At 50.6% G+C, this 20,502-nt stretch carries 20 protein-coding genes and 2 tRNA genes; 15 read left to right on the top strand and 7 right to left on the bottom strand.

Annotated elements, in window-relative coordinates; genetic code table 11:
- Positions 1–32 precede the first annotated feature (32 nt).
- From RCI_RS12575 to RCI_RS12555, 5 genes are all read left to right on the top strand, one after another.
- On the top strand, positions 33–227 hold the full coding sequence (locus tag RCI_RS12575) for a DUF1328 domain-containing protein (RefSeq protein ID WP_048198582.1): 195 nt from the start codon (positions 33–35) through the stop codon (positions 225–227).
- A gap of 236 nt (positions 228–463) precedes the next feature.
- Positions 464–1,825 carry a cation:proton antiporter gene (locus tag RCI_RS12570; RefSeq protein WP_012036829.1) on the top strand — a complete coding sequence of 454 codons (1,362 nt, stop codon included), beginning with the start codon at positions 464–466 and terminating at the stop codon, positions 1,823–1,825.
- 91 nt (positions 1,826–1,916) lie between these two features.
- Positions 1,917–1,991: transfer RNA gene (locus RCI_RS12565), tRNA-Gly, on the top strand.
- Between the two features lie 59 nt (positions 1,992–2,050).
- A tRNA-Gly gene (locus RCI_RS12560) sits at positions 2,051–2,122 on the top strand.
- Between the two features lie 967 nt (positions 2,123–3,089).
- On the top strand, positions 3,090–4,619 hold the full coding sequence (locus RCI_RS12555) for an IS1634 family transposase (RefSeq protein ID WP_012036828.1): 1,530 nt from the start codon (positions 3,090–3,092) through the stop codon (positions 4,617–4,619).
- 18 nt (positions 4,620–4,637) lie between these two features.
- Here RCI_RS12555 and RCI_RS12550 read toward each other — a convergent pair whose 3' ends face one another.
- Positions 4,638–5,003, bottom strand: coding sequence for an OB-fold nucleic acid binding domain-containing protein (locus RCI_RS12550; protein ID WP_012036827.1), 366 nt, complete (start codon positions 5,001–5,003; stop codon positions 4,638–4,640).
- 99 nt (positions 5,004–5,102) lie between these two features.
- Complete coding sequence (locus tag RCI_RS12545) at positions 5,103–6,017, bottom strand: DUF7847 domain-containing protein (protein ID WP_012036826.1); 915 nt, start codon at positions 6,015–6,017, stop codon at positions 5,103–5,105.
- Positions 6,018–6,167: 150 nt separating this feature from the next.
- On the opposite strand from RCI_RS12545, the gene RCI_RS17075 reads away from it, so the two are divergent.
- Positions 6,168–6,317, top strand: a complete 150-nt coding sequence (locus RCI_RS17075; protein WP_158308916.1) for a hypothetical protein — start codon at positions 6,168–6,170, stop codon at positions 6,315–6,317.
- 1 nt (position 6,318) lies between these two features.
- Complete coding sequence (locus tag RCI_RS12540) at positions 6,319–6,690, top strand: ferritin family protein (RefSeq protein ID WP_012036825.1); 372 nt, start codon at positions 6,319–6,321, stop codon at positions 6,688–6,690.
- A gap of 95 nt (positions 6,691–6,785) precedes the next feature.
- On the opposite strand, the gene RCI_RS15950 is transcribed toward RCI_RS12540, so the two are convergent.
- A complete protein-coding gene (locus tag RCI_RS15950; protein ID WP_081477344.1) occupies positions 6,786–8,741 on the bottom strand; it encodes a methyl-accepting chemotaxis protein in 1,956 nt (651 codons plus the stop codon).
- Positions 8,742–9,107: 366 nt separating this feature from the next.
- Between RCI_RS15950 and RCI_RS12530 the strand changes: the two genes are divergently transcribed.
- Genes RCI_RS12530 through RCI_RS12520 form a run of 3 tightly spaced genes read left to right on the top strand, consistent with a single transcriptional unit; the run spans position 9,108 to position 11,967 of the window.
- On the top strand, positions 9,108–10,058 hold the full coding sequence (locus tag RCI_RS12530) for a glycosyltransferase (RefSeq protein ID WP_012036823.1): 951 nt from the start codon (positions 9,108–9,110) through the stop codon (positions 10,056–10,058).
- An 18-nt stretch (positions 10,059–10,076) separates the two neighbouring features.
- Positions 10,077–11,237: a glycosyltransferase family 4 protein gene (locus RCI_RS12525; protein WP_012036822.1), complete on the top strand. Its 1,161-nt coding sequence runs from the start codon at positions 10,077–10,079 to the stop codon at positions 11,235–11,237.
- 37 nt (positions 11,238–11,274) lie between these two features.
- Positions 11,275–11,967: a dolichyl-phosphate beta-glucosyltransferase gene (locus tag RCI_RS12520; RefSeq protein ID WP_012036821.1), complete on the top strand. Its 693-nt coding sequence runs from the start codon at positions 11,275–11,277 to the stop codon at positions 11,965–11,967.
- Positions 11,968–12,011: 44 nt separating this feature from the next.
- On the opposite strand, the gene RCI_RS12515 is transcribed toward RCI_RS12520, so the two are convergent.
- The 4 genes from RCI_RS12515 to RCI_RS12500 are packed head-to-tail and all read right to left on the bottom strand — an operon-like array spanning position 12,012 to position 14,972.
- Positions 12,012–12,740, bottom strand: coding sequence for a sugar phosphate nucleotidyltransferase (locus RCI_RS12515; protein WP_012036820.1), 729 nt, complete (start codon positions 12,738–12,740; stop codon positions 12,012–12,014).
- 15 nt (positions 12,741–12,755) lie between these two features.
- Complete coding sequence (gene rfbD, locus RCI_RS12510; RefSeq protein WP_048198580.1) at positions 12,756–13,553, bottom strand: dTDP-4-dehydrorhamnose reductase; 798 nt, start codon at positions 13,551–13,553, stop codon at positions 12,756–12,758.
- A complete protein-coding gene (gene rfbB, locus RCI_RS12505) occupies positions 13,526–14,488 on the bottom strand; it encodes a dTDP-glucose 4,6-dehydratase (RefSeq protein ID WP_012036818.1) in 963 nt (320 codons plus the stop codon). The genes rfbD and rfbB overlap by 28 nt, the downstream gene beginning before the upstream one ends.
- Before the next feature lie 10 nt (positions 14,489–14,498).
- Positions 14,499–14,972 (bottom strand): dTDP-4-dehydrorhamnose 3,5-epimerase family protein, encoded by a 474-nt coding sequence (locus RCI_RS12500; RefSeq protein WP_012036817.1) that lies wholly within the window; start codon positions 14,970–14,972, stop codon positions 14,499–14,501.
- Between the two features lie 191 nt (positions 14,973–15,163).
- Here RCI_RS12500 and gmd point away from each other — a divergent pair, with 191 nt between their 5' ends.
- The 5 genes from gmd to RCI_RS12475 all read left to right on the top strand — a co-directional run bounded on the left by gmd (position 15,164) and on the right by RCI_RS12475 (position 20,482).
- Positions 15,164–16,165, top strand: coding sequence for a GDP-mannose 4,6-dehydratase (gene gmd / locus RCI_RS12495; protein WP_012036816.1), 1,002 nt, complete (start codon positions 15,164–15,166; stop codon positions 16,163–16,165).
- A 20-nt stretch (positions 16,166–16,185) separates the two neighbouring features.
- Positions 16,186–17,106, top strand: a complete 921-nt coding sequence (locus RCI_RS12490) for an NAD-dependent epimerase/dehydratase family protein (RefSeq protein ID WP_012036815.1) — start codon at positions 16,186–16,188, stop codon at positions 17,104–17,106.
- Positions 17,107–17,124: 18 nt separating this feature from the next.
- Positions 17,125–18,060, top strand: coding sequence for a lysylphosphatidylglycerol synthase transmembrane domain-containing protein (locus tag RCI_RS17620; protein ID WP_012036814.1), 936 nt, complete (start codon positions 17,125–17,127; stop codon positions 18,058–18,060).
- Positions 18,020–19,465: a B12-binding domain-containing radical SAM protein gene (locus RCI_RS12480; protein WP_012036813.1), complete on the top strand. Its 1,446-nt coding sequence runs from the start codon at positions 18,020–18,022 to the stop codon at positions 19,463–19,465. The genes RCI_RS17620 and RCI_RS12480 overlap by 41 nt, the downstream gene beginning before the upstream one ends.
- 75 nt (positions 19,466–19,540) lie before the next feature.
- Positions 19,541–20,482 carry a glycosyltransferase family 2 protein gene (locus RCI_RS12475; RefSeq protein WP_197535223.1) on the top strand — a complete coding sequence of 314 codons (942 nt, stop codon included), beginning with the start codon at positions 19,541–19,543 and terminating at the stop codon, positions 20,480–20,482.
- Positions 20,483–20,502: the final 20 nt, after the last annotated feature.

The following is a 20,502-nucleotide window of genomic DNA, read 5'->3' as shown; positions in this document are numbered from 1 at the left end:
AGGACACTCCTACTAACAAAGTTGGTGATACTATGGATGGTCTGATTTGGTTAGCGGTAGTCTTTCTGGTACTGGCGCTGATCGCATACGTCCTCGGTGCACGAGGAGTGGCGGGGTTCAGCATGGAGATCGCAAAGTGGCTGGTCATCATATTCGTGATTCTGGCCGTGCTCGTCATCCTGTTTGGTGGCAGAGTGCTTTTGCCGGCAATCCTGCTGTTAGGCTGAAACCGCCATCTTTTTTTAAACCGGAGTCAGGGCCTGCCCGGAGAAACCTTGATTAGTGATCGGGCGCCTTTTTACTCCTTATCCGGCCTCTATACGGAAAATAGCCCATTTTACAGCGCCGTAAAAAACAGACAAGTACAAATAGTGGGGAAGTACATCTGTAGATAAACGCTTAGATACTGCGTTTAAGGGGTAGGGTGGCAACCTGCGGGTTGCACTCGGATGGAGCATAAAAAGTGTTAGACACCGATCTTCTATTGCTGATACTGCTGGCACTGGCCGGCGGTAAAATCCTGGGGATGATCTCCGAACGGTTAGGCTTCCCCTCCATCATCGGCGAGCTGACAGTGGGCATCGTCATGGTGCTCCTCCTGCCGGGCATGGTACACGAATATGAAACAGACCTCGAGTTCATGGCGAACCTGGGCGTCATGTTTATGATGTTCATCATGGGCCTGTCCATCAACATCGAGACTGTGATGAAGGCGAACGCCAGGAGCGCCACTGCGATCACCCTGATAGGCGCGTCGCTGGTCTTCGTGACGGCCGCGTTCTTCACCCTCGTCACAGGCCTGGCCATGGGTCAGGAGTTCTACTATTCGCTGGCGCAGGCATGCATCATAGGCATCGCGCTGACCTCCACATCCACCGTCATCGGCTTCAGGTACCTGACAGCCATCGGCGACCGGTTCTCCAACGTCTTCAAAACCCTCGTGGCTGTCGAAGTGACCGACGGCATCTTCTCGATAGTGCTCCTGGCTGTATTCCTCTCCGTCATCGGCGTCTACACGACTATGGTGGCCGGTGGCGGAGCGGACTTAGGAAAGCTGCTGTCGGAGATCGGCTGGTCTTCGTTCAAGCTGCTCCTCCTCATCCTCGGCTTCATGATCCTTGTGATCAAGTTCGGGGGCAAAGTCGCCAACTGGATGCTGGGCATCACCCGCAAAGAAGGCGAGAACGACACGATCATCACCCTGTCGCTGGTCCTCCTCTTCGGGGTAGCCTGGCTGAGCGAGTGGCTCCAGCTTACGCCCGTGATCGGCGCGTTCCTCGCGGGCGCCATCCTGGCCGGATCGCCGTTCTCAGAGACCGTCATCGCCCCGAAGATCAAGGCAGTCGGCTACGGGCTGTTCATCCCCATCTTCTTCGCCTTCATAGGCATGAAGATGGACTTCGGAGCCATCTTCGGCGGAGCCTCGCTGAACGTGCTGGGAATCGGCATACCGTACTACTTCCTGCTCTTCCTGCTGCTCCTGGGAGGCGTGCTCGTATCCAAGTACGCAGGAGCAATCATAGGCTGTGCCTACGCCGGGGGATTCAAGCCCTTCGAGGCCGGCAAGATCGGCAGCTCGGCAGTCTGCGTCGGGGAAGACACCCTGGTGATCGCCCAGATCGGCTCCACCGTGCTCTTCGCCGCCGGCACGGCAGAAGGCCAGCCCCTCGTGACGAGCCAGCTATTCTCAGTACTGGGACTCCTCATCATAGCCACCTCGATCATCACGCCATTCCTCCTGAACGTCACGTTCAGCAAGAGCAGATCACAGACACCCCCCATCCGCAGCAGGCACAGACACCGGACCAGAGGCGGAGGCCTGTAAGCACATTTTAGAGTTGAGAGGTCCGATCCCGGGGCGAAAATATTATATCTGATAAGTGCATTTAGGACTCTGCATCACACAGAAATGCGATGCGCCGGTAGTGTAGTGGTTATCACTGTAGCTTGCCAAGCTATAGACTCGGGTTCAATTCCCGACCGGCGCACCACCAAAAAATTAGATTTTAGAAAAATGGCCTTTGTGCCTTAAAAAACGTTATACCGCAATGCGCCGGTAGTGTAGTGGTTATCACTGTAGCTTGCCAAGCTATAGACTCGGGTTCAATTCCCGACCGGCGCATAGAATAGTTTTAGAAAGGCTGTCGGAAAACCTTTTTTAAAAGGTTTTCCTGACTCTCGACACACGATCAAGCCCGAAGGGCATTTTAAAGTGATGTTTTTGAGGGGGCGCAGGGGGAACTTTTTACAAAAAGTTCCCCCGTACGCTAAATATAGAATGGGCTTTGAATGGAGATAATATTTATACAGATCGACGGTCGCCTGACGGCTTCTTACAATAAAACCAATAAACAGCATAATAATAAACCATAGCGGGTCGACGGTCGCCTGACGGCGCCCTACTACGGTTTTTCGGGTGCTACGCCGTCGGGGCCGCGCTCGCACCCTCGGAGGTCCGACCTGGCAGCGCCTTCGGCAGCGCCAGTCGAACCTCCTTCGCAAGCGCTAAGCGATCATCAAGCGCTCGACCCTTCGGTCGCGTAGCCGCCTTTCGGCAGGTGTCCATTGCCCCGCCGCCTCAGCATCCTGCCCTGACGGGCAGGACAAGCCCGAAAAACCTCCGTCGACCGCTAACACCAGTTTCTCTACTATAGTCTTATGAAAAATGTGTTATATCGACTATAGTTATAAGGCCGCCAAGCTCGCCAAGAAGCCAAGCTCGCCAAGGGCTTTATCGATCAGGATCACCAAGAATAGCAAAAAATCTTGGCGTTCCATGAAAAATATCTCTTGGCGAGCTTGGCACCCTGGCGGTCTTGGCGGTATTTTCGACTCACACAGGGCCAACTTTCAATTTTTAATAGACTCTATACGGATATCCCAAGGTCAAGAGATCAGAGAAGAGGATAGTGAGGGGCCAGAGACCCCTCAGGATTGAATGGAAAATATTCAAAAAGTAACAATAACAACTATAATCTAATCATCCTGAGTTCTCTGGTTTTTAACTGCATGATCTGAAGGGATCGTGGTTCTGTTTGTGTTTCTGGTGCCATAATCCTTAAATATTTTATGCGCTTAAATAAGCGCATATGAAGAGTAGTGTGAGGGTTAAACGGATCAACGGTAAGGAGTACCTGTACGAGGACACGCCATACTATGATAAGGAGAAAAAACAGATCCGGCATCGCTCACGCTATCTTGGTAAAAACGTTGATGGTAAACCGGTTAAGAAGGTTAAGGCTCCGAGGAACACGTATCATTACGGTGAGTTTTTACCGTTGCTCGATACGGTGAAGAAACTGGGATTGGAAGAGATCCTCTCCGAGTACCTCAGTGATGAGAAGGCCAGAATGCTTTTAGCGTTGAGCTTTAACCGGGTGGTCCGTCCCTTGCCGTTCTACCAGGCAGCGTCATGGTATGAGACTACATGGCTCCAGAATGAATGGGGACTGGACCTCTCGGGGCCACGGATCAGCGAACTCTTGTCTATGATCGGGGAGAGCAGCATACCAGATAAATTCGCCCGGAGATTGATTGAGAGGGATGCACCCCAGGGCTCTTTAATCTATGATATTACCAGCATATCCAGCTACTCCCGGCAGATCGGGTTGTTAGAGCATGGGTATAACCGGGAACATACTGGTATCAGACAAGTGAACATGGGCCTGGTTATAGATAAAGAGAAGACGATACCTCTGCTGTATGACGTCTACCCTGGAAGTATTACAGATGTGTCCACTCTTCTTAACACTGTTAAGAAGATGAGGGCGATGGGTGTTCAGGATTGTACTCTCATTCTTGACCGGGGGTTCTTCAGCACTGGCAATATCGACGAGCTCATGAAAAGCACTTTAAAATTCGTGGTTCCGGCCACATATCAACTGAAAACTGTCAAACAACTGGTATCCAAGATGCATCGTAGTATCAATGATCCTAACAATCTTCACATGTACGGTAAAGAAACCCTGTTCGTTAAAAGCGTAGAGTTGGATGTGGGAGAACACTGTTTGAAAGGCTATTGTTACTATAGTCTACGGAAAGAGCATGGCGACGAGGACTCGTTCTACAGGAAGCTGCATGACCTGAAAGCACGCCTGGAACGCTTCGAACTGAAAAAATGGATGAAACCCTACCACGTATTCCAGGAGACCTGCGCAGGGTACACGCAATACTTCACATGGAAACTGGTTGAGGGACGGTTCCAGGTAAAAATTAAGAAGAATGCTGTGGCTCAACGGGTAAACAAGATGGGATTGTACATCCTTTTCACTAATGATACCCTGTCATGGGATGAATGTCTCAGCACATATAAAAGCCGTGACCTGGTCGAAAAAGGATTCGACATCCTTAAGAACGACCTGGAAGCCAGACCCCTGAACATACAGAAAGAGAGCACGCTTAAAGGACTCCTGTTCGTAAATTTCCTGAGCCTCATCCTGAAAATGAGACTGCTCCGTATGATGAAAGACACCGGCCTCCACGAAAAATACACTATCGACTCATTGCTGTTCGAACTGGAAAAGATCAAGAAAATAGAACTTGAAGACGGCACCCAGGTGACCACCGAATTGACGAAAAAACACAAAGAACTCCTGAAACCACTAGGATTATGCGCCTAAAACCACGAGAACTCAGGATCATAGCTTGATCTGAATCGCACTCGCCACGATCTCTGGCTCCCCATTATATTCTTGCTCTTTACCGGTAATGAGAAGTATAGCCCCTGGCTCCACTTTTGACGCAGTGCTATAGCAATCGCTGTTGGCAGGGATAAATACCGCTATTGGGCCGTCGATAGTTTTGACCGTCATGAGCACATGCTTGCCCGTGTAAGTGGTCTCTTTGTGGAGCAGTGTTCCCTCTATGGTCACAGATCCATCGTGGCTGGTCTTAGCCGAGGGGATCAGGGAGGAAGGGGTTGCTGCCAGGTATACGAACCCGACTGCGAGGGTGGAGAGCAGAAGCAGGAGTATGACTGCGAGTTCAGATTTTTGCAATTCCATGAATATAAGTTTTGTAACCGGTAATATAAGGGTTTGCATGGTAAAAAATAAAGAAAAAGCCCGGGCAGTAATGCACGCTCGCAACCCACCCCGATACTCTTACTGCCGATCGGCAGAGAAGTCGTAGTCGAAGTCGGTGATCTTCTTAATATTCTTCGCCCACTGGTAGAATTCGGCCTTGCAGGATATGAGGAAGGCGAATACGATGGACTGTACCAGCCCCTGCAGCAGCATGATAGCAAGGAGCGATGGGGCGCTGAAGCTGATGGTTTGCAGGGCAGCCGTGGTGGAGTTGACAGTCTCGTTTAGGAGAGTGGAATTAACCGTACCATTGTCGTAGTAGGTGAGGTTTGCCGCGATGATGGAGATGCCTTTCAGCAGGTAGGCGGTCAGCAGCGGCAGCTGCACCAGCGTTTTTAGTGCCACGACAATGATAAAGAAGGGTATGACGATGGCCACGTGTTTTCTGACAAAGCCGATGCTCTCCCCGAAAGACCTGATGAAGTCCACTTTGCCGGCCACGATGGAGATGTCGTAGAACTCGATGAACATGAGGCCGAAGAACAGGGCGGCGCCGCCGATGAGGACGAGGAGAAACATGAAAAGCGGAGATGCGGAGCCCATGATGATAAGGACTATCATTAGGAGGGACAGGAAATAGTAGACCAGCCAGGCGGCGATGCCTGCCATCAGCATGTTCAGGTAGTGCTTTCTGCCGGTCTCGAAAAAGAGGCCCCAGCTTGCCTTGCCACCCGTAGATTGAGCTACCGCGCAACCGAGAGCGCCGCCGAGGATAAAAGGCATGGCGAACATGGGCAGTACAGTGGAAACTCCGAGGACGAGGATAGTCTCGATTAAATCTGGCTGAGTCGAGTTGACGACGCTGTTCAGGGGGCCGTACTGGATCAGGGTAACTGCCATTACCAGGCCGGAAAGCAGGCCTGCCACTATAAGCACCGGGCTTTTCACGGTGCCCGAAAGCCCTCTACGAAGGGCCGAGGTAAAGTCGTCCATACTGGTTAAACTTCAAGCTTTTCAAGAATATATGGATTTTGGATATACCCCGGGTACGCGAGTGAATAGAAATAGTTATATCCTTAGAAGACAATAGTCCATTAATCATTCGTATGTATACGAATGAATTTGCGCAGACAGGTGATAGGTATGCTCAACGAGTACAAATGCGAAAAGTGCGGCTTCGTAAACAAGGCTGCAATAAGGCCGCATCTCTGCAGGAAGTGCGGCGCTCCGAGGAAGTTTTTGCACAGTGTGACGGTAGACAGATCGCCTGCTGCCATACAGGGAGGAAAGTAACATGAGCAAGCTCACTAATATTATGGAAGCAACGTTTAAGGGAGAGACAATGGAAGTAGGCCTGTACCTAGCTATGGCGAAGAAAGCAGAGCTGGAAGGCCGGGCGGATATCGCCATGTACCTGAAACAGCTGGCCTGGGAAGAGGCGGGGCACGCCTGCGAAGTGGCGACGATGCTGGGCAAGATCGGCGACACAAAGGCCAACCTGGAGATGATGCACCAGGGCGAGACTATGGCTACCAAAGAAAAAGCCGACGCCGCGAGGATCGCCAGGGAAGAGGGAAACCAGGAGGCCGCCACGTTCTTCGATGCCGCGTCGAGAGACGAGAACAGGCACAGGTCTGGCCTTGAGGGTTTCCTCAAAAGCATCTGAAGCCTGATTCGGCTTTAAGACTTTTTAAGAAAGTGGAGGGGCTTTACAGCCCCTTAAAGTGGCTTAACAGCCCCTTAAAGGGGTTTAACAGCCCCTTAAGCATGCATCCGCTTCTTTTGCGATCCGGCAGAGCCGGCGCCCGCCGGCAGCTCGATCTTGAACTTCTCAGACAGCAGCTTGTACGTATTCTCTGAGACATCGCTAAGCACCTGAGTGCTGGCGTTGAGCTCTTCCACAGCCGCAGTCTGCTCTTCGATGGCGGCGCTCGTCTCTTCGGACGACGAGGCGGTCTCTTCTGCGGTAGCAGCGGCCGATTCTATGCTCTTCGCGATAGAATCAAGCGCAGCACTGCCCTTCTTCACGTCGTCCGAGACCTCCGAGCTAACAGCGTTAATCAGGTCGACCGATGCCACGACATCCTGGATCTTCGTCATCGCGCCGGTGATCACCTGCTCGCCTTCGGACGATTCGGCAGTGACCTTGTCGATGGACTGCATGACCCGGTCGGTCTCATGCTGCACATTCTCGATCAGGTTGTTGATGCGCTCCGTGCTCTTTCTGGACTCGTCGGCAAGCTTGCGGACCTCTTCGGCCACGACGGCAAAGCCTCTGCCATGCTCTCCCGCCCTCGCGGCCTCGATGGCGGCGTTCAAGGCGAGCAGGTTCGTCTGGTCGGCGATGCTCTTGATCGTGTCGGTGACTTTTCCGATCTCCTTGACGGCGTTGTTAAGGCCTGAGACGACCTCGGTGGTCTCGCTGACAGCAATGCGTATGTTCTTCATGCCGCTGGAGACGTTAGCGGCCTCGTTGCCCACTTCCTTGGCTTTCTTTGCCCCTTCGTTCGCCAGGGAGGCGGATTTAGTGGCGTTATCCGTGAGCTTCTTGAAGAGCAGGTTAGTTTCCCTCACTCTCTGGGATGCCTCTTCAGACAGCCTGGCGAGGTTCTCCGAGCCCTGCGAGATCTCGTTGGATGCGGCGGCCACCTGCTGAATGCTGGTGCTCATCTGCTCGGCGCTGTCCGCAATTTCCTTAGCCTTAATCCTCGTCTCGTCGGCGTTTGCTTTTACCTCGAGGATCAGCGCCTTCAGATCGTTGACCAGGTGGTTATAGGCGTCTATGGTCCGGCCGAAATCGTCGTCCCGCTCTTTAGCCAGGACTACATTCAGGTCGCCGCTGGCGATCGCCTCGATGCCGCTGATGAGCCGGGCGGACATCCGGCTGTTGTACTCAAGCTGGGCCTTGATCTCGTTTTCCTTATCCTTGAGAGCCTGAATATTCTGGATGAGCTCGATGCCGCCGATGTAGTTGCCCTTTGCGTCCTTCACAGGGATAGCGGAGATGAGGACTGGCTGGAACTGGCCTTTGCCGGTCGGTATCTTGCGCTCCTCGTTTAGGACGCTCTTATGAGTATCGATGACGATGTCCAGCACAGTATCAGACTTGACACCCAGCACGTCTTTGATCTTCTTGCCGATCATCTCATCGACGCTCTTGCCGGTAAAGGCCGAGAAGCCATTGCTGGCGTGGGTGACCACGTGGTTGTTGTCAGAGATGATGAGGCTGGCCGGGATCTCCTTGATGAGATTCCTGATATGCTCGGCCTGCTCTTTGGCAGCAAGTTCCTCTTTCCGCTGGGCAGTGGTGTCTCTGATGATCTCCATGCCGCCGACAAAGTTGCCTTTATCATCCGTCATCACGATGGCGGTGAGCTGGCCATACATGACATCGCCGTGGGCATTTTTGAGCTTGACGTCCTGAATCACTTCTTTCTGGCCGGAGCGGTAGGCTTTTTCTATCGGGCAGCTGGAATCGCAGTACCCTGCAGGGATATTGTTACACATGAAACGGTCGCACTTGAACCCTTCGTGTTCCCCCCTGCCGGTAAGCGCAAAAGCAGCTTTGTTCGCGTAAATGATGTTCCGATCTGCATCCCTGACCATGATAGGATCGGGGATGTAGGAAAGGATCTTTTCATAGTAGGCGCTATTCATCCTGCCAGCGCCATTACGGCTTATGCCGCCTGTCATTATTGCCATGATAGAGGTTAACATTGCCCATACATCCTGTTCCTCCCATATCCAGCCAATGGGAGCCAACGAAATTTAACCGATAATCTCTAATTGCCAGATAATTAACTTTCTGTTTCAAAAAAATAAGCAAATTATGCATTAATTCTTTAAAAAGACTGTAAATATGGCTTACAAATTTGTTAATACTAAGCCGAAAGTAGCCGGCAGAGTGCATGCGGAGGGCTAACGTCCGCAGTACGAGGAAGATGAGCTGACATAACAACTCTGATCGCCATTAGCGCAGCACACCTACAAACCCTTTTATACTATAGGGTAAAGTTTATAGGCTGCCCACTGATCATCTTTTGAATACAGGCGTGGCAATGGCCGCTGGCCCCGAGGGATCGCATGCAGGCGTCGCAAACTCAGACGACAGTACACCCGGAACCTGAAGATTCAGGCAAGGTAAGGGACATTAAAGTATCGGTCATCATACCCACGATGAATGAGCCCGCCATCAGCAAGGTCGTGAACGAGACCAGGCAGGCGCTGAAACACTATGTCACTGAAATCATCGTAGTGGATAAGTCCACTGACGATACGCCCAAGAAAGCACGTAAAGCCGGCGCAAGAGTGATCACCCAGGAACAGATCGGCTACGGCAACGCATACCTCCTCGGTTTCAGGCACGTCAGCCCTGATGCTGATATCGTCGTCATGATGGACGGCGACTACACTTACGATCCTTACGAAATACCCCTCCTCATCGACCCGATCGTGGACGGCTACGCGGACATAGTCCTTGGCAACCGGTTCGGCCACATGGAAGAAGGGGCAATGAACGTCCGCAACAGGATGGGAAACGGCCTGATCACCGCTACGATCAACGTGCTCTACAAACTGAGGCTGCGCGACTCCCAGTCAGGTTTCAGGGCCATGAGCCGCACTGCCATGGAAATGATGGAGATCACATCCGAAGGCATGCCGTTCGCCAGCGAGATGATCATTGACGCAAGGAAAAAGTCCATCCGCATCGCAGAAGTGCCTATCAGATACAGGCAGCGCGTCGGAGTTCCGAAGCTCAAGGCATACAAAGACGGATCGCTGATCCTGGGCCTGGTTATCCGGATGGTCCGGGACTACAACCCGCTCACCATTTTCCTGCCGATCGGCGGACTGCTGATGCTCGGCGGCGTGATCGCCTGGGCCTTCGTCGTGCAGGAGTGGCTGCAGACGGGCATCATCAGCAGGTTCGCCTCAGTAGTAGGCGGCACCATGCTATTCCTCGCAGGGCTGCAGATAGTGTTTTTCGGGCTGCTGGCCGACATCATTCTCGTAGCGCTGCGGTCCAGACGATAGGGTAAAGGAGCCGGGAGGATGAAGATCGTCTTCGTCAGCGACGTCATCTACCCGTACGTCAAGGGCGGCGCTGAGAAGCGCATTTACGAGATAGCCCGGCGCCTGGTGGCCAGAGGCCACGAGGTACACGTTTTTGGGGTGAAGTGGTGGGACGGCGGAGCTGTCCAGAATATCGGCGGGATCACTTATCACGGCGTCTGCGGGAAGAAAGACCTGTACGTCGGCGGTCGTCGGTCGATATTTGAGGCGATCTGGTTCGCCATCTGCCTGTCTGTACCTCTCGCCAGAGAGCGGTTTGACGTGATCGACTGCAACCAGCACCCATATTTTCCGCTGTTCGTCTGCAAAGCTATAGCTGTGATCAAAGGGAAGCGCTTTCTGGCCACCTGGCACGAGTACTGGGGGGATTACTGGTACGAGTACCTATGGGGAGTAAAAGGCTTTGTGGGGCGAACGATCGAGAAGTGGGGTGCCCGGATGCCCGATCGCATAATTGCCGTATCGGACCGGACTGCTCATGCGCTGAGATCATCGGGACTGCCCGGCCAGAAAGTTTTAGTCGTTTCCAACGGTATCCCCTATCGGCACATCCGGGAAATACCGCCTGCGGCAGAGAAGTGTGACGTACTGTTCGCCGGCCGGCTCATCAAGGACAAGCATATAGACGTGCTGCTCCGGGCCTGCAGCCTGGCTGGAAAACCTATCAGGCTCTCGATCCTGGGAGACGGGCCGGAGAGAGACAGCCTTGAGAAGCTGGCCAGAGAGCTCGGAATTGAAGCCACAACGGAGTTTGCGGGCTTCCTTGAAGAGGGAGAACTGATGGCCCGGATGAAAGCTGCCCGGTTATTCGTGTTACCCTCGTCCCGGGAGGGGTTCAGCATCACGACGCTGGAGGCCATGGCCTGCGGCCTGCCGGTGATCACAGTAGACTGCGAGAAGAACTATGCGACTGACCTGATTGCGGAAGGACAGACAGGCCTCGTGGTCAGGCTCGACGCAAAGGAAATCTCCGAAGCGATCGTATCACTTCTGGACGATGAGCCGGGGAGGAGCAGGATGTCGGTGGAGTGCGTCACCGCAACTGCAGCCTACGACTGGGATCTGCTCGTCGGGAAGCTGGAGCAGGCCTACGAAGGAAAACCGGCATGCGACGGTATTGCCAGTGATCATTATAAATAGAAGAGAGGAAAATAATCACCACACCCGAGGTATCACTTTGATCAGCGTCATCGTCCCCGCGTACAACGAAGAAGACCGGATCGAGAAGACTCTCGCAGACTATAGCGAGGGCTTGAAGTCTGCCGGGGATTTTGAGATTATCGTCGTATGCGACGGGTGCAAGGACAGGACGCCGGAGATCGCCGCTAAGTACGCTAAAGTTCTGACTTTCCCGAACCGGTTAGGTAAGGGCGGCGGGGTGCTTGAGGGGTTCAAGGTCGCCCGGGGCGACATTGTCGGGTTTACGGATGCGGATAACTCGCTGAAGGTAGACCAGTTCCTCAAGCTGATCGAGGAGATGAAGAAGACGGGCGCCGGCTGCGTGATCGCCGATCGGAAGTCGAAAGAGGCGATTATTGTGGAGAGCCAGTACCTGATCAGGAGGCTGGCCAGCGAGTCTTTTAATACTCTGTTTCCGAGGCTGCTGTTCGGGTTGAAGATTAAGGACTCCCAGTGCGGCGGGAAGATTTTCAAGAGGGAGTACGTCGAGAAAGTGGCGCCGCTGATGGTTTGTAGTGGATTCGAGTTCGACGTGGAGCTGCTCTGGCGGATGAAGAATGCCGGGTGTGTTATCAGGGAAGTGCCGGTTGTCTGGAAGGACGATAAGGGGAGCAAGTTTAGTTTTAAGTATATTCCGGCGATGGGTGTTAATTTAATTAAGACACGGTTTGGGATAATGAAGAAAAAATAGCAATCCAAATTTTGACTGAACCTGATAAAAAATTAAAATGAAGCTTATTCTTCCCGGGCCCTGACTTTCGTCCTCCGGACAAGCTCGCTCGCGCGGTAGAGGGACTCAAAGGTGCCCGCATCACTCCAGTAGCCGTCGAGGATCGAGTAGCTCAGTTCGCCCATATGCAGGTACTTGTTGTTGACGTCGGTGATCTCCAGCTCGCCGCGGCCGGAGGGCTTGAGGTTCCTCACGATGTCGAAGACCCGGCTATCGTAGATGTACAGGCCGGTGACAGCATAGTCTGACTTTGGATTCTTCGGCTTTTCCTCAATGCCAAGCACCTTGCCAGTCTTCTGGTCTACCTCAGCTACACCGAAACGCTGTGCATCAGGGACCGGCTTAAGGAAGATCCGTGCACCCTTGCTAAAGCTCTGGACGGCCTCCCGTACGTTATCTTCGTAGATGTTGTCGCCGAGGATGACGGTCATGTTGTCGCCGTTGACGAAGCTTTCGCAGAGGCTCAGCGCCTGTGCGATGCCGCCGGCTTCCTTCTGGATCTCGTAGGATAGCCGAACCCCGAACTCTGAGCCGGAGCCCAGCAGCTCTAAGAAGTGGCCGACATGGCCCTTGCCGGAGACGATCATGATATCCTTGATGCCGGCGTTGATCAGAGTCTTGAGCGGATAGTAGATCATCGGCTCGTCGTAGACTGGCAGTAAGTGTTTGTTAGTCACTTTAGTGAGCGGGAAAAGCCGGGAGCCAGTGCCACCTGCAAGAATAATACCTTTCATTCGAATCCACCTTTTTCATGACAGATAATCGCGTAACGCGTCTTTCCAGTGCCTCAGCGGAGACGTCTTCGTATTCACCAGGACCGAATACCTGGGCCGCTTCGCCTTCCGGGGAAATTCGGCCGTAGTGCAAGGCACCGCGTTATCGATGAAAGCGGAGGCGAACTCGAACCACGAGCATACGCCTTCGTTTGAGATATGATAAATGCCTGCCGGTAACGTAATAAGCTCTTTGGTCTTTTCTGCCAGATCAACAGTATAGGTGGGCTTACCCACCTGATCGTTCACCACTTTGACCGTCGGCATCTGCTTTGAGAGGGAGAGGATCGTATCGACGAAATTTTTCCCGTGCCTGCCAAAGAGCCAGGACGTACGAACAATACGGTAATCGTCCATGTTATACTGGACGTTCTTTTCACCGGCGAGCTTGGACTTACCGTAGACACTGATAGGGTTTGTCGCGTCTGACTCCCGGTACTCCGGCCGGCTGCCGTCAAACACGTAATCAGTGCTGTAGTGTACCAGAGTCGCTCCGACTTCTTTACACGCTTCAGCCAGGTAAGCTGGTCCCAGTCCGTTAATCGCGTAAGCTTTTTCCTGCTCGTCCTCGCAGCCGTCTACATTGGTATAGGCTGCGGCGTTGATCACGGCATCGGGGGCTGCCTTGCGGATGGCTCTCATGACCGCTTCGCGGTCGGTAATGTCCATATCCTTGTGAGTTATCGCCAAAGCGTCTGGAAAGGCTGCACGCAGGTCTGTCCCCAGCATGCCGCCGGCCCCGACGATTACCGTTTTAATTTTTCCCACCACCAGCGGTTATCGACGTACCATTTAACTGTGGCTTCCAGAGCGTCCTCGAACCTGTAGGACGGGGACCACCCGAGCCTCTTCAGCTTAGAGATGTCCAGCGAATAGCGGAAGTCGTGGCCAGGCCGGTCTCTGACGTACTCGATCATGCTCTCGTCTTTTTCGAGAAGCCTGAGGATCATGCGAGTGATCTCCAGGTTAGTCTTCTCTTCCCCGCCGCCGATATTGTAGATCTCACCATCGGTGCCGTTCTGCAGGATGAAGTCGATGGCGCTGCAGTGGTCGAGAACGTACAGCCAGTCCCGGATGTTCTTCCCGGTGCCGTAAACCGGTACTCTCTTGCCCTGCATCAGGTTGGTGACAAACAGGGGGATCAGCTTTTCCGGGAACTGGTAAGGCCCGTAGTTGTTGGTACACCGGGTGACGATCACGGGCAGCTTGTAAGTGTTGTGATAGGCAAGAGCCAGGAGGTCTGAGCCGGCTTTGCTGGCCGAGTACGGGCTGGATGGCTCGAGGATATCGGTCTCTTTGAACGAGCCCTGCATGATGCTGCCGTAGACCTCATCGGTGGACACGTGGATGAAGCGCTTAATCTTATGTTCCAGCGCTGCTTTCAGGAGAGTATGCGTGCCGAGCACGTTAGTAGTGACAAAGGCGTCACCATCCAGGATAGAGCGGTCGACGTGGCTTTCTGCCGCAAAGTGGACGACAGTGTCGACGTTCTTCATGACGTTGTTTACTATGGAGGCATCGCAGATGTCGCCCCGCACGAACCCGTAGCAGGGATGGTCCTCGAGATCACGGAGGTTGTCAGGGTTGCCTGCATATGTGAGCTTGTCAAGGTTCAAAATGTTGATATTCGGGTGTTTTTCGAGCATGTGGCGGATGAAGTTGCTGCCGATGAAGCCGCAGCCGCCGGTAACCAGTACATTTTTCATCATGATAGCTCCTTTAGCCGTGTTTTAAGCCAGGTAGTAAGCCCCAGTCGTAAGGAATCTCTTTAGAGTCCGGGGGCAGGCGGTATTCGTCCGGCTCAGCATAATTATAGGGTAATGTCGGCACGCTCAGGAAGTAAGCGGTTTCAGTGCCGATGCCCTTGAAGCCGTGGTAGACTCCGGGAGGGACCGAGATAAGGATGGGGTTCTTCTCGCCAACGAAGAGTTCCATCAGGTTACCCCTGGTGGGAGAGCCTTCTCTGGCATCGTAGAGCGCGACCTTCATCATGCCATGGATACAGGTGAAGTTGTCAGTCTGTTTCTTGTGATAATGCCAGCCTTTTACGACGCCGGGATAAGCCGTGGTCACATAGACCTGGCCAAACTGCTTGAACATCGGATCATCACAGCGCAGGATCTCCATAAGCCATCCACGCTCGTCGGGGATTACCCTGAGCTTTTTTATTACAACGCCTTCGATGTCAGCCATGTTAAAATCTTCCTGAGTTATACAGAATAGAGGTAATGGTATTATTTAATAGTATTTGTATTAAGCTATAAAGGCGATATGAACGATAAAGAAGACGATTTCGGGCAGTACGGCGAATCGACAGGCTTATTTTGTGTTGCAGCCTTTACTGTTTTATTCCAAGCATATTTGGCGGATATCGAGAGATTACCATGACCAAGAAGAGCGCGCTCATCACAGGGATCACCGGTCAGGACGGCTCATACCTGGCGGAACTGTTACTCACAAAGGGTTACGAAGTCCACGGCCTCGTCAGGAGGACAAGTTCGATCAACACCGCGAGGATCGAGCACATCCTTGATAAGATTCAGCTAGTGCAGGGGGACCTGACCGATGAAAGCTCGCTGGTTTCGGCGATCAGGCAGACGAAGCCTGATGAGATTTACAACCTGGCCGCTCAGTCATTTGTCGGCTCTTCGTGGAGCCAGCCGATCTTCACCGCAGAGACCACTGCGATCGGAGTGACCCGGCTTCTCGAGGCGATCAGGACTACAGGAAGCGATGCTAAGTTTTATCAGGCATCTTCCAGCGAGATGTTCGGCAAGGTACAGGCGACGCCTCAAAATGAAAAAACTCCGTTTTACCCCAGGAGCCCGTATGCAGTCGCAAAGCTCTACGGCCACTGGATTACAGTTAATTACAGGGAAAGTTTCGGCATGTATGCGTGCAGCGGCATCCTGTTCAACCACGAGTCTCCCCGCCGCGGTATAGAGTTCGTGACCAGGAAGATTTCGGACGGCGTGGCGAGAATTTATCACGGCCTGCAGGACGAGCTCAGGCTTGGAAATCTGGACTCCAAGCGTGACTGGGGCTTTGCAGGCGACTATGTAGAGGCGATGTGGCTCATGCTCCAGCAGGAGAAGCCTGATGACTATGTCGTGGGGTCGGGCGAGACTCACTCGGTCAGGGAGTTCTGCGAGCTGGCGTTCGGGGCGGCAGGCCTGGACTGGGAGAAGTATGTGAAGATAGATCCGAGATTCGTGAGGCCGGCTGAAGTAGATCTGTTACTGGGGGATGCCTCGAAGGCAAAGAAGGTCCTGGGCTGGAAGCCGAAAGTCACGTTCCCTGAGCTAGTTAAGATGATGGTTGAGAGCGATATCGAGCTCGTGGCCGGGGAGATGAAGAGGAAGGGCAAGATACCCCGGAGCAATTGATCGGTTCGGGTGTACGTAAGATGTCATGGTCCGGAAAGAGAGTACTGGTCACAGGTGCGAAAGGCTTCATTGGACGCTACCTGGTCGATGCCCTGCTGAATGAAGGAGCTGAAGTCACTGCGCTGTCCACGGACGGAGCAGGCCCGGAGAAAGAAGGCCTCCGCTGGGCTGGAGGAGATATCACTAAGCCCGTCTCGATAGAAGGCCTCTGTAAAGAGGTAGATATCGTCTATCATCTGGCTGCAATTTCTAATGTCGATGCCTCGATCAGGAACCCTATAAGGACGTTTGAAACAAATGCTATGGGTACTGCCAATGTACTGGAAGAGGCCCGGAAAGCCGGCGTGAAAAAGTTCGTTTATGTAAGTAGCGCTCATGTATATGGTGTTCCGCAATACCTGCCTATCGACGAGAAGCACCCGGTAGTGCCGAGAGAGGCGTATGCTGCCAGTAAGATTGCAGCTGAGAATATCGTTCAGGCTTATGGGAATAGCTATGGGATTGAGTATGCGATTTTGAGGCCGTTCAACATCTTTGGTCCTGGGCAGGACCCGTCGTTTCTGATTCCGGGCGTGATTAAGCAGGCGCTGGAGAATGGTGTTATTAAAGTGGGTAATACAGAGCCGACGAGGGACTTTCTTTACATTGAGGATGCTGTGAGAGTGATGTTATTAGCAGGCGAAAAGGGAACAGGTATTTTTAATATTGGATCAGGACAGCAAACAAAAATATTGGATATTGTACAGAGGATTAGAGATGAGATTGATCCGGCGATACCGATTGTGAGCGATCAGGATCGGATGAGAGCAGGGAAAATTGAGATACCGTACATGTACGCTAATGTATTGAGGATTGAAGCGATCGGGTGGCACAACTCGATTAGCTTAGATGATGGCCTTTCTAAGACCATAATAAGCACGAAGTCAGCCACGTTTAAATGATACTAAGGTTGGAAAAGAGTGTTACATAAAAGCGCAGAACTACTCACCAAATATAAAAACATAATAAAAATTAGCATTTCTCTGCTGTTTTTTTATGTATTATTCGTGAAAGTCATAAACGTGGAAGAACTGTTATTAGCAGTATCGGGAATTAGATACGAACTGTTAATATTGTGTCTATTTATAGCGATTGTATCGTTGTTACTGAGGTCAGTTCGATGGAAATATATGATATCTCAGTCATACACAGTTAAATATCTTGATCTTACGCGATTGTATTTCATAGGGCAATATTATGGATCTATTACACCGGGAAAAGCAGGAGAATTCATCCGCGGTTATCAATTGCAATCGCTGACAGGTATGACAAAAACTGAAGGTTTGATTAGTGTATTCTTTGAGAGATTGTATGATATTGTCATACCAATAATATTCATTTTTACAGCGATATGTTTTAAAACTTCTCTCACAGTGACATTTTGTATAACATTAATACTAGGGGTAATAAGCATAATATCATTATACACCATATATAACAGATTCGTGGTAAAAAGATTCAGATCTCTGCAAACGGCGGCGGGTTCGGTCCGGACGATTGTAATTGCCTCAGCACTTACCATTGGCGTATGGTTGTGTTATGATATAATTGCCTATATTATATTATATTCGCTTAACCAGAACATAGTATTTGATCTGGTCGTATTTTCGGTTTTTGCGGCGACGCTTATTAGCTTAGTGCCGATAACGATTGGAGGATGGGGACTTCGCGAAGGATCGTATATTATGCTGCTGACAAGCGTTGATCCGACAATAGCGGTGATATTTTCTATCATTTTCGCACTACTCAGCACATATTTTTTGGGCTTAATTGGGATGATTATTGAGTGGCTTCATGTAGGAGGACAAAGAGAATATGAGAGTGATGGTGTTAAACCCGCCAAGCCGGGTCATTAAGAATGTCGTCAGAGACTTGATCTATGGGTGCTGGTGTAGTGGTAAGCGAATTGGGGGAGCATCTACTCCCCCGCTGAACCTACTGTATATTGCCACAGTATTGAAGTCAGCAGGCCATGAGGTGACACTGCTGGATGCTATCGGGGAAGGAAGAACACTTGAATATGTAAAAAGTAAAATCTGCAACTATGACTGCTTGATTATATCTACTTCAACTATGAGTTTCCATGAAGATGCAGATATTTTAAAAGAACTAAAATCAGCTAATCCATTGCTGACAACGATTATATTCGGATCACATCCAACCTTCATGCCTGGACATTGCCTATCTGAGGAGTCAGTCGATGTCACAGTAATTAACGAACCAGAGATTACGATAAGAGAGTTAGTCGAACAGATTGGGCAAGGAGATGATAGGTGGAAATCAGTAAAAGGCATAGGGTACACTTACAATGGTAGACCGATCATTAATGAATCCCGCCCGTTTATAGAAAACTTGGACGAATTGCCGTTTCCAGACAGGACACTACTACCGCAATCTATCGATTATTTCCACCCGCTAGTTCGAAAGATGCCGTATGCTACAATGATGACCTCGAGAGGATGCCCAGGTAGCTGTAATTTTTGTACAGTCGGAAGGTTTTACGGGAAAAAGATCCGATCCAGATCAACTGGAAACATCATCTCCGAGATCGAAATCATCCATTCTCAGGGTTATCGTGAGATATTTTTCCGTGATGAAACATTTACATTCTTCAAAGATAGAAATAAAAAATTTTGTGAGGAGCTAATCAATCGTAAGTATAATTTAAGCTGGATAGCTAATGCTCGTGTAGGCACCATAGATTATGAGACAGCCCGATTGATGAAACAAGCCGGATGCCATACGATCAAGATCGGAGTCGAATCCGGAGTACAAAGGATATTAAATAATATCAAGAAGGGCATCACGGTCGAAAACACGAAGAAAACATTCAAAATATTAAAAGAAGCCGGCATTGATACTCATGCGCATATGATGATAGGATGCCCAGGGGAAACCCGTGAAACGATTGATGAAACGCTTAAGTTTATTAAGGAAATCTGCCCTACAACGGTGACTATGGCGATTTGTACACCTTATCCTGGCACCGAACTATTTGATATTATCATGAGGGAACACCCGGAAATAGGAGACGGCAGCGATAGAAAACTTTCTAATGTACACGTGTCCGGATACTATAACCAATACTTTACAGATCTGAGCAACGAAGATATCGAGAAGTACCTGAAGAGAGTATACCAGTCGTTTTATTTAAGGCCGGCTTACTGGATGAAGTGGATGGGAAAAATTCGGAACGCAGATGATGCAAAAAGGATTATGCTGGCAGGTTTAAATGTGTTTAATTTTGCTCTGGAAAGATGATAGTATCGCTAATATCTTGAAATAATTGCTTGGAGACGTGTTCAGAAAATTTTTAATTGATTCAGAGGGTAGTATATGAAGAGGATAGCCTGCATGCATGAGTCGCCATATATTTCTATAATTGTACCTGTGCTAAATGAAGAGGGAAGTGTCCGTGAACTATATGGTGAAATAAAAACGGTCCTCCAAGAACTTGATGTCAGTTACGAAATAATTTTTATCGATGATGGATCTACGGACAGTACAAAGGATATACTAGACGAAATAAAAACGGTAGATAACGGGTTGCAGGTAATATCCCTTCAAAAAAATTATGGTAAAGCGGCCGCCCTTTCCTGCGGTTTTACCCTAGCTAAGGGTAATATCGTTATAACCATGGACGGAGATTTACAAGATGACCCGAAAGAAATACCGCGGTTTATCGAAGCCTTAAAACAATATGATATGGTGTCTGGTTGGAAACAAAAAAGACAGGACCCTCTGACAAAGACTTTACCTTCGAGCGTATTTAACTTGCTTACAAGATGGTTAACTAATGTCGAAATACATGATTTTAACTGTGGTTTTAAGGGCTATAGGAGCGGCGTTGTAAAATCTATAAACCTCTATGGCGAATTACACCGGTATATCCCTGCCCTTGCCCGTATCGCTGGATACAAAGTAGGTGAGATATCAGTAAACCATAGGCAGCGGGTTCATGGTAAGTCAAAATATGGCGCAAAAAGGATCGTCAGAGGATTTATAGATCTGATCACAGTTAAATTTCTAATGTCATATAGTCAGAAGCCCCTACATTTTTTTGGCGGTATCGGCTCAATATTTGGTATAACGGGATGCGCAGTTTTAACGTTCCTTGTATACCAGTGGTTAAATGGAATAAGGATAGGCGACAGACCTCTGCTTAATCTAGGGATTCTGATGATCATTATCGGGATGCAGTTTGTTGCGATAGGATTAATTGGTGAACTGATTGTAAATTTGATGCCTAGAAAATACTGGATAATAAAACATGAATAAGAAACCATGAATAAGTATAG

Origin of the sequence: Methanocella arvoryzae MRE50 (assembly GCF_000063445.1) — an archaeon.
GTDB classification, from domain to species: Archaea; Halobacteriota; Methanocellia; order Methanocellales; family Methanocellaceae; genus Methanocella_A; species Methanocella_A arvoryzae.
Note: the sequence above shows the minus strand (reverse complement) of the source record. Positions and strands in the feature narration are given on the sequence as shown.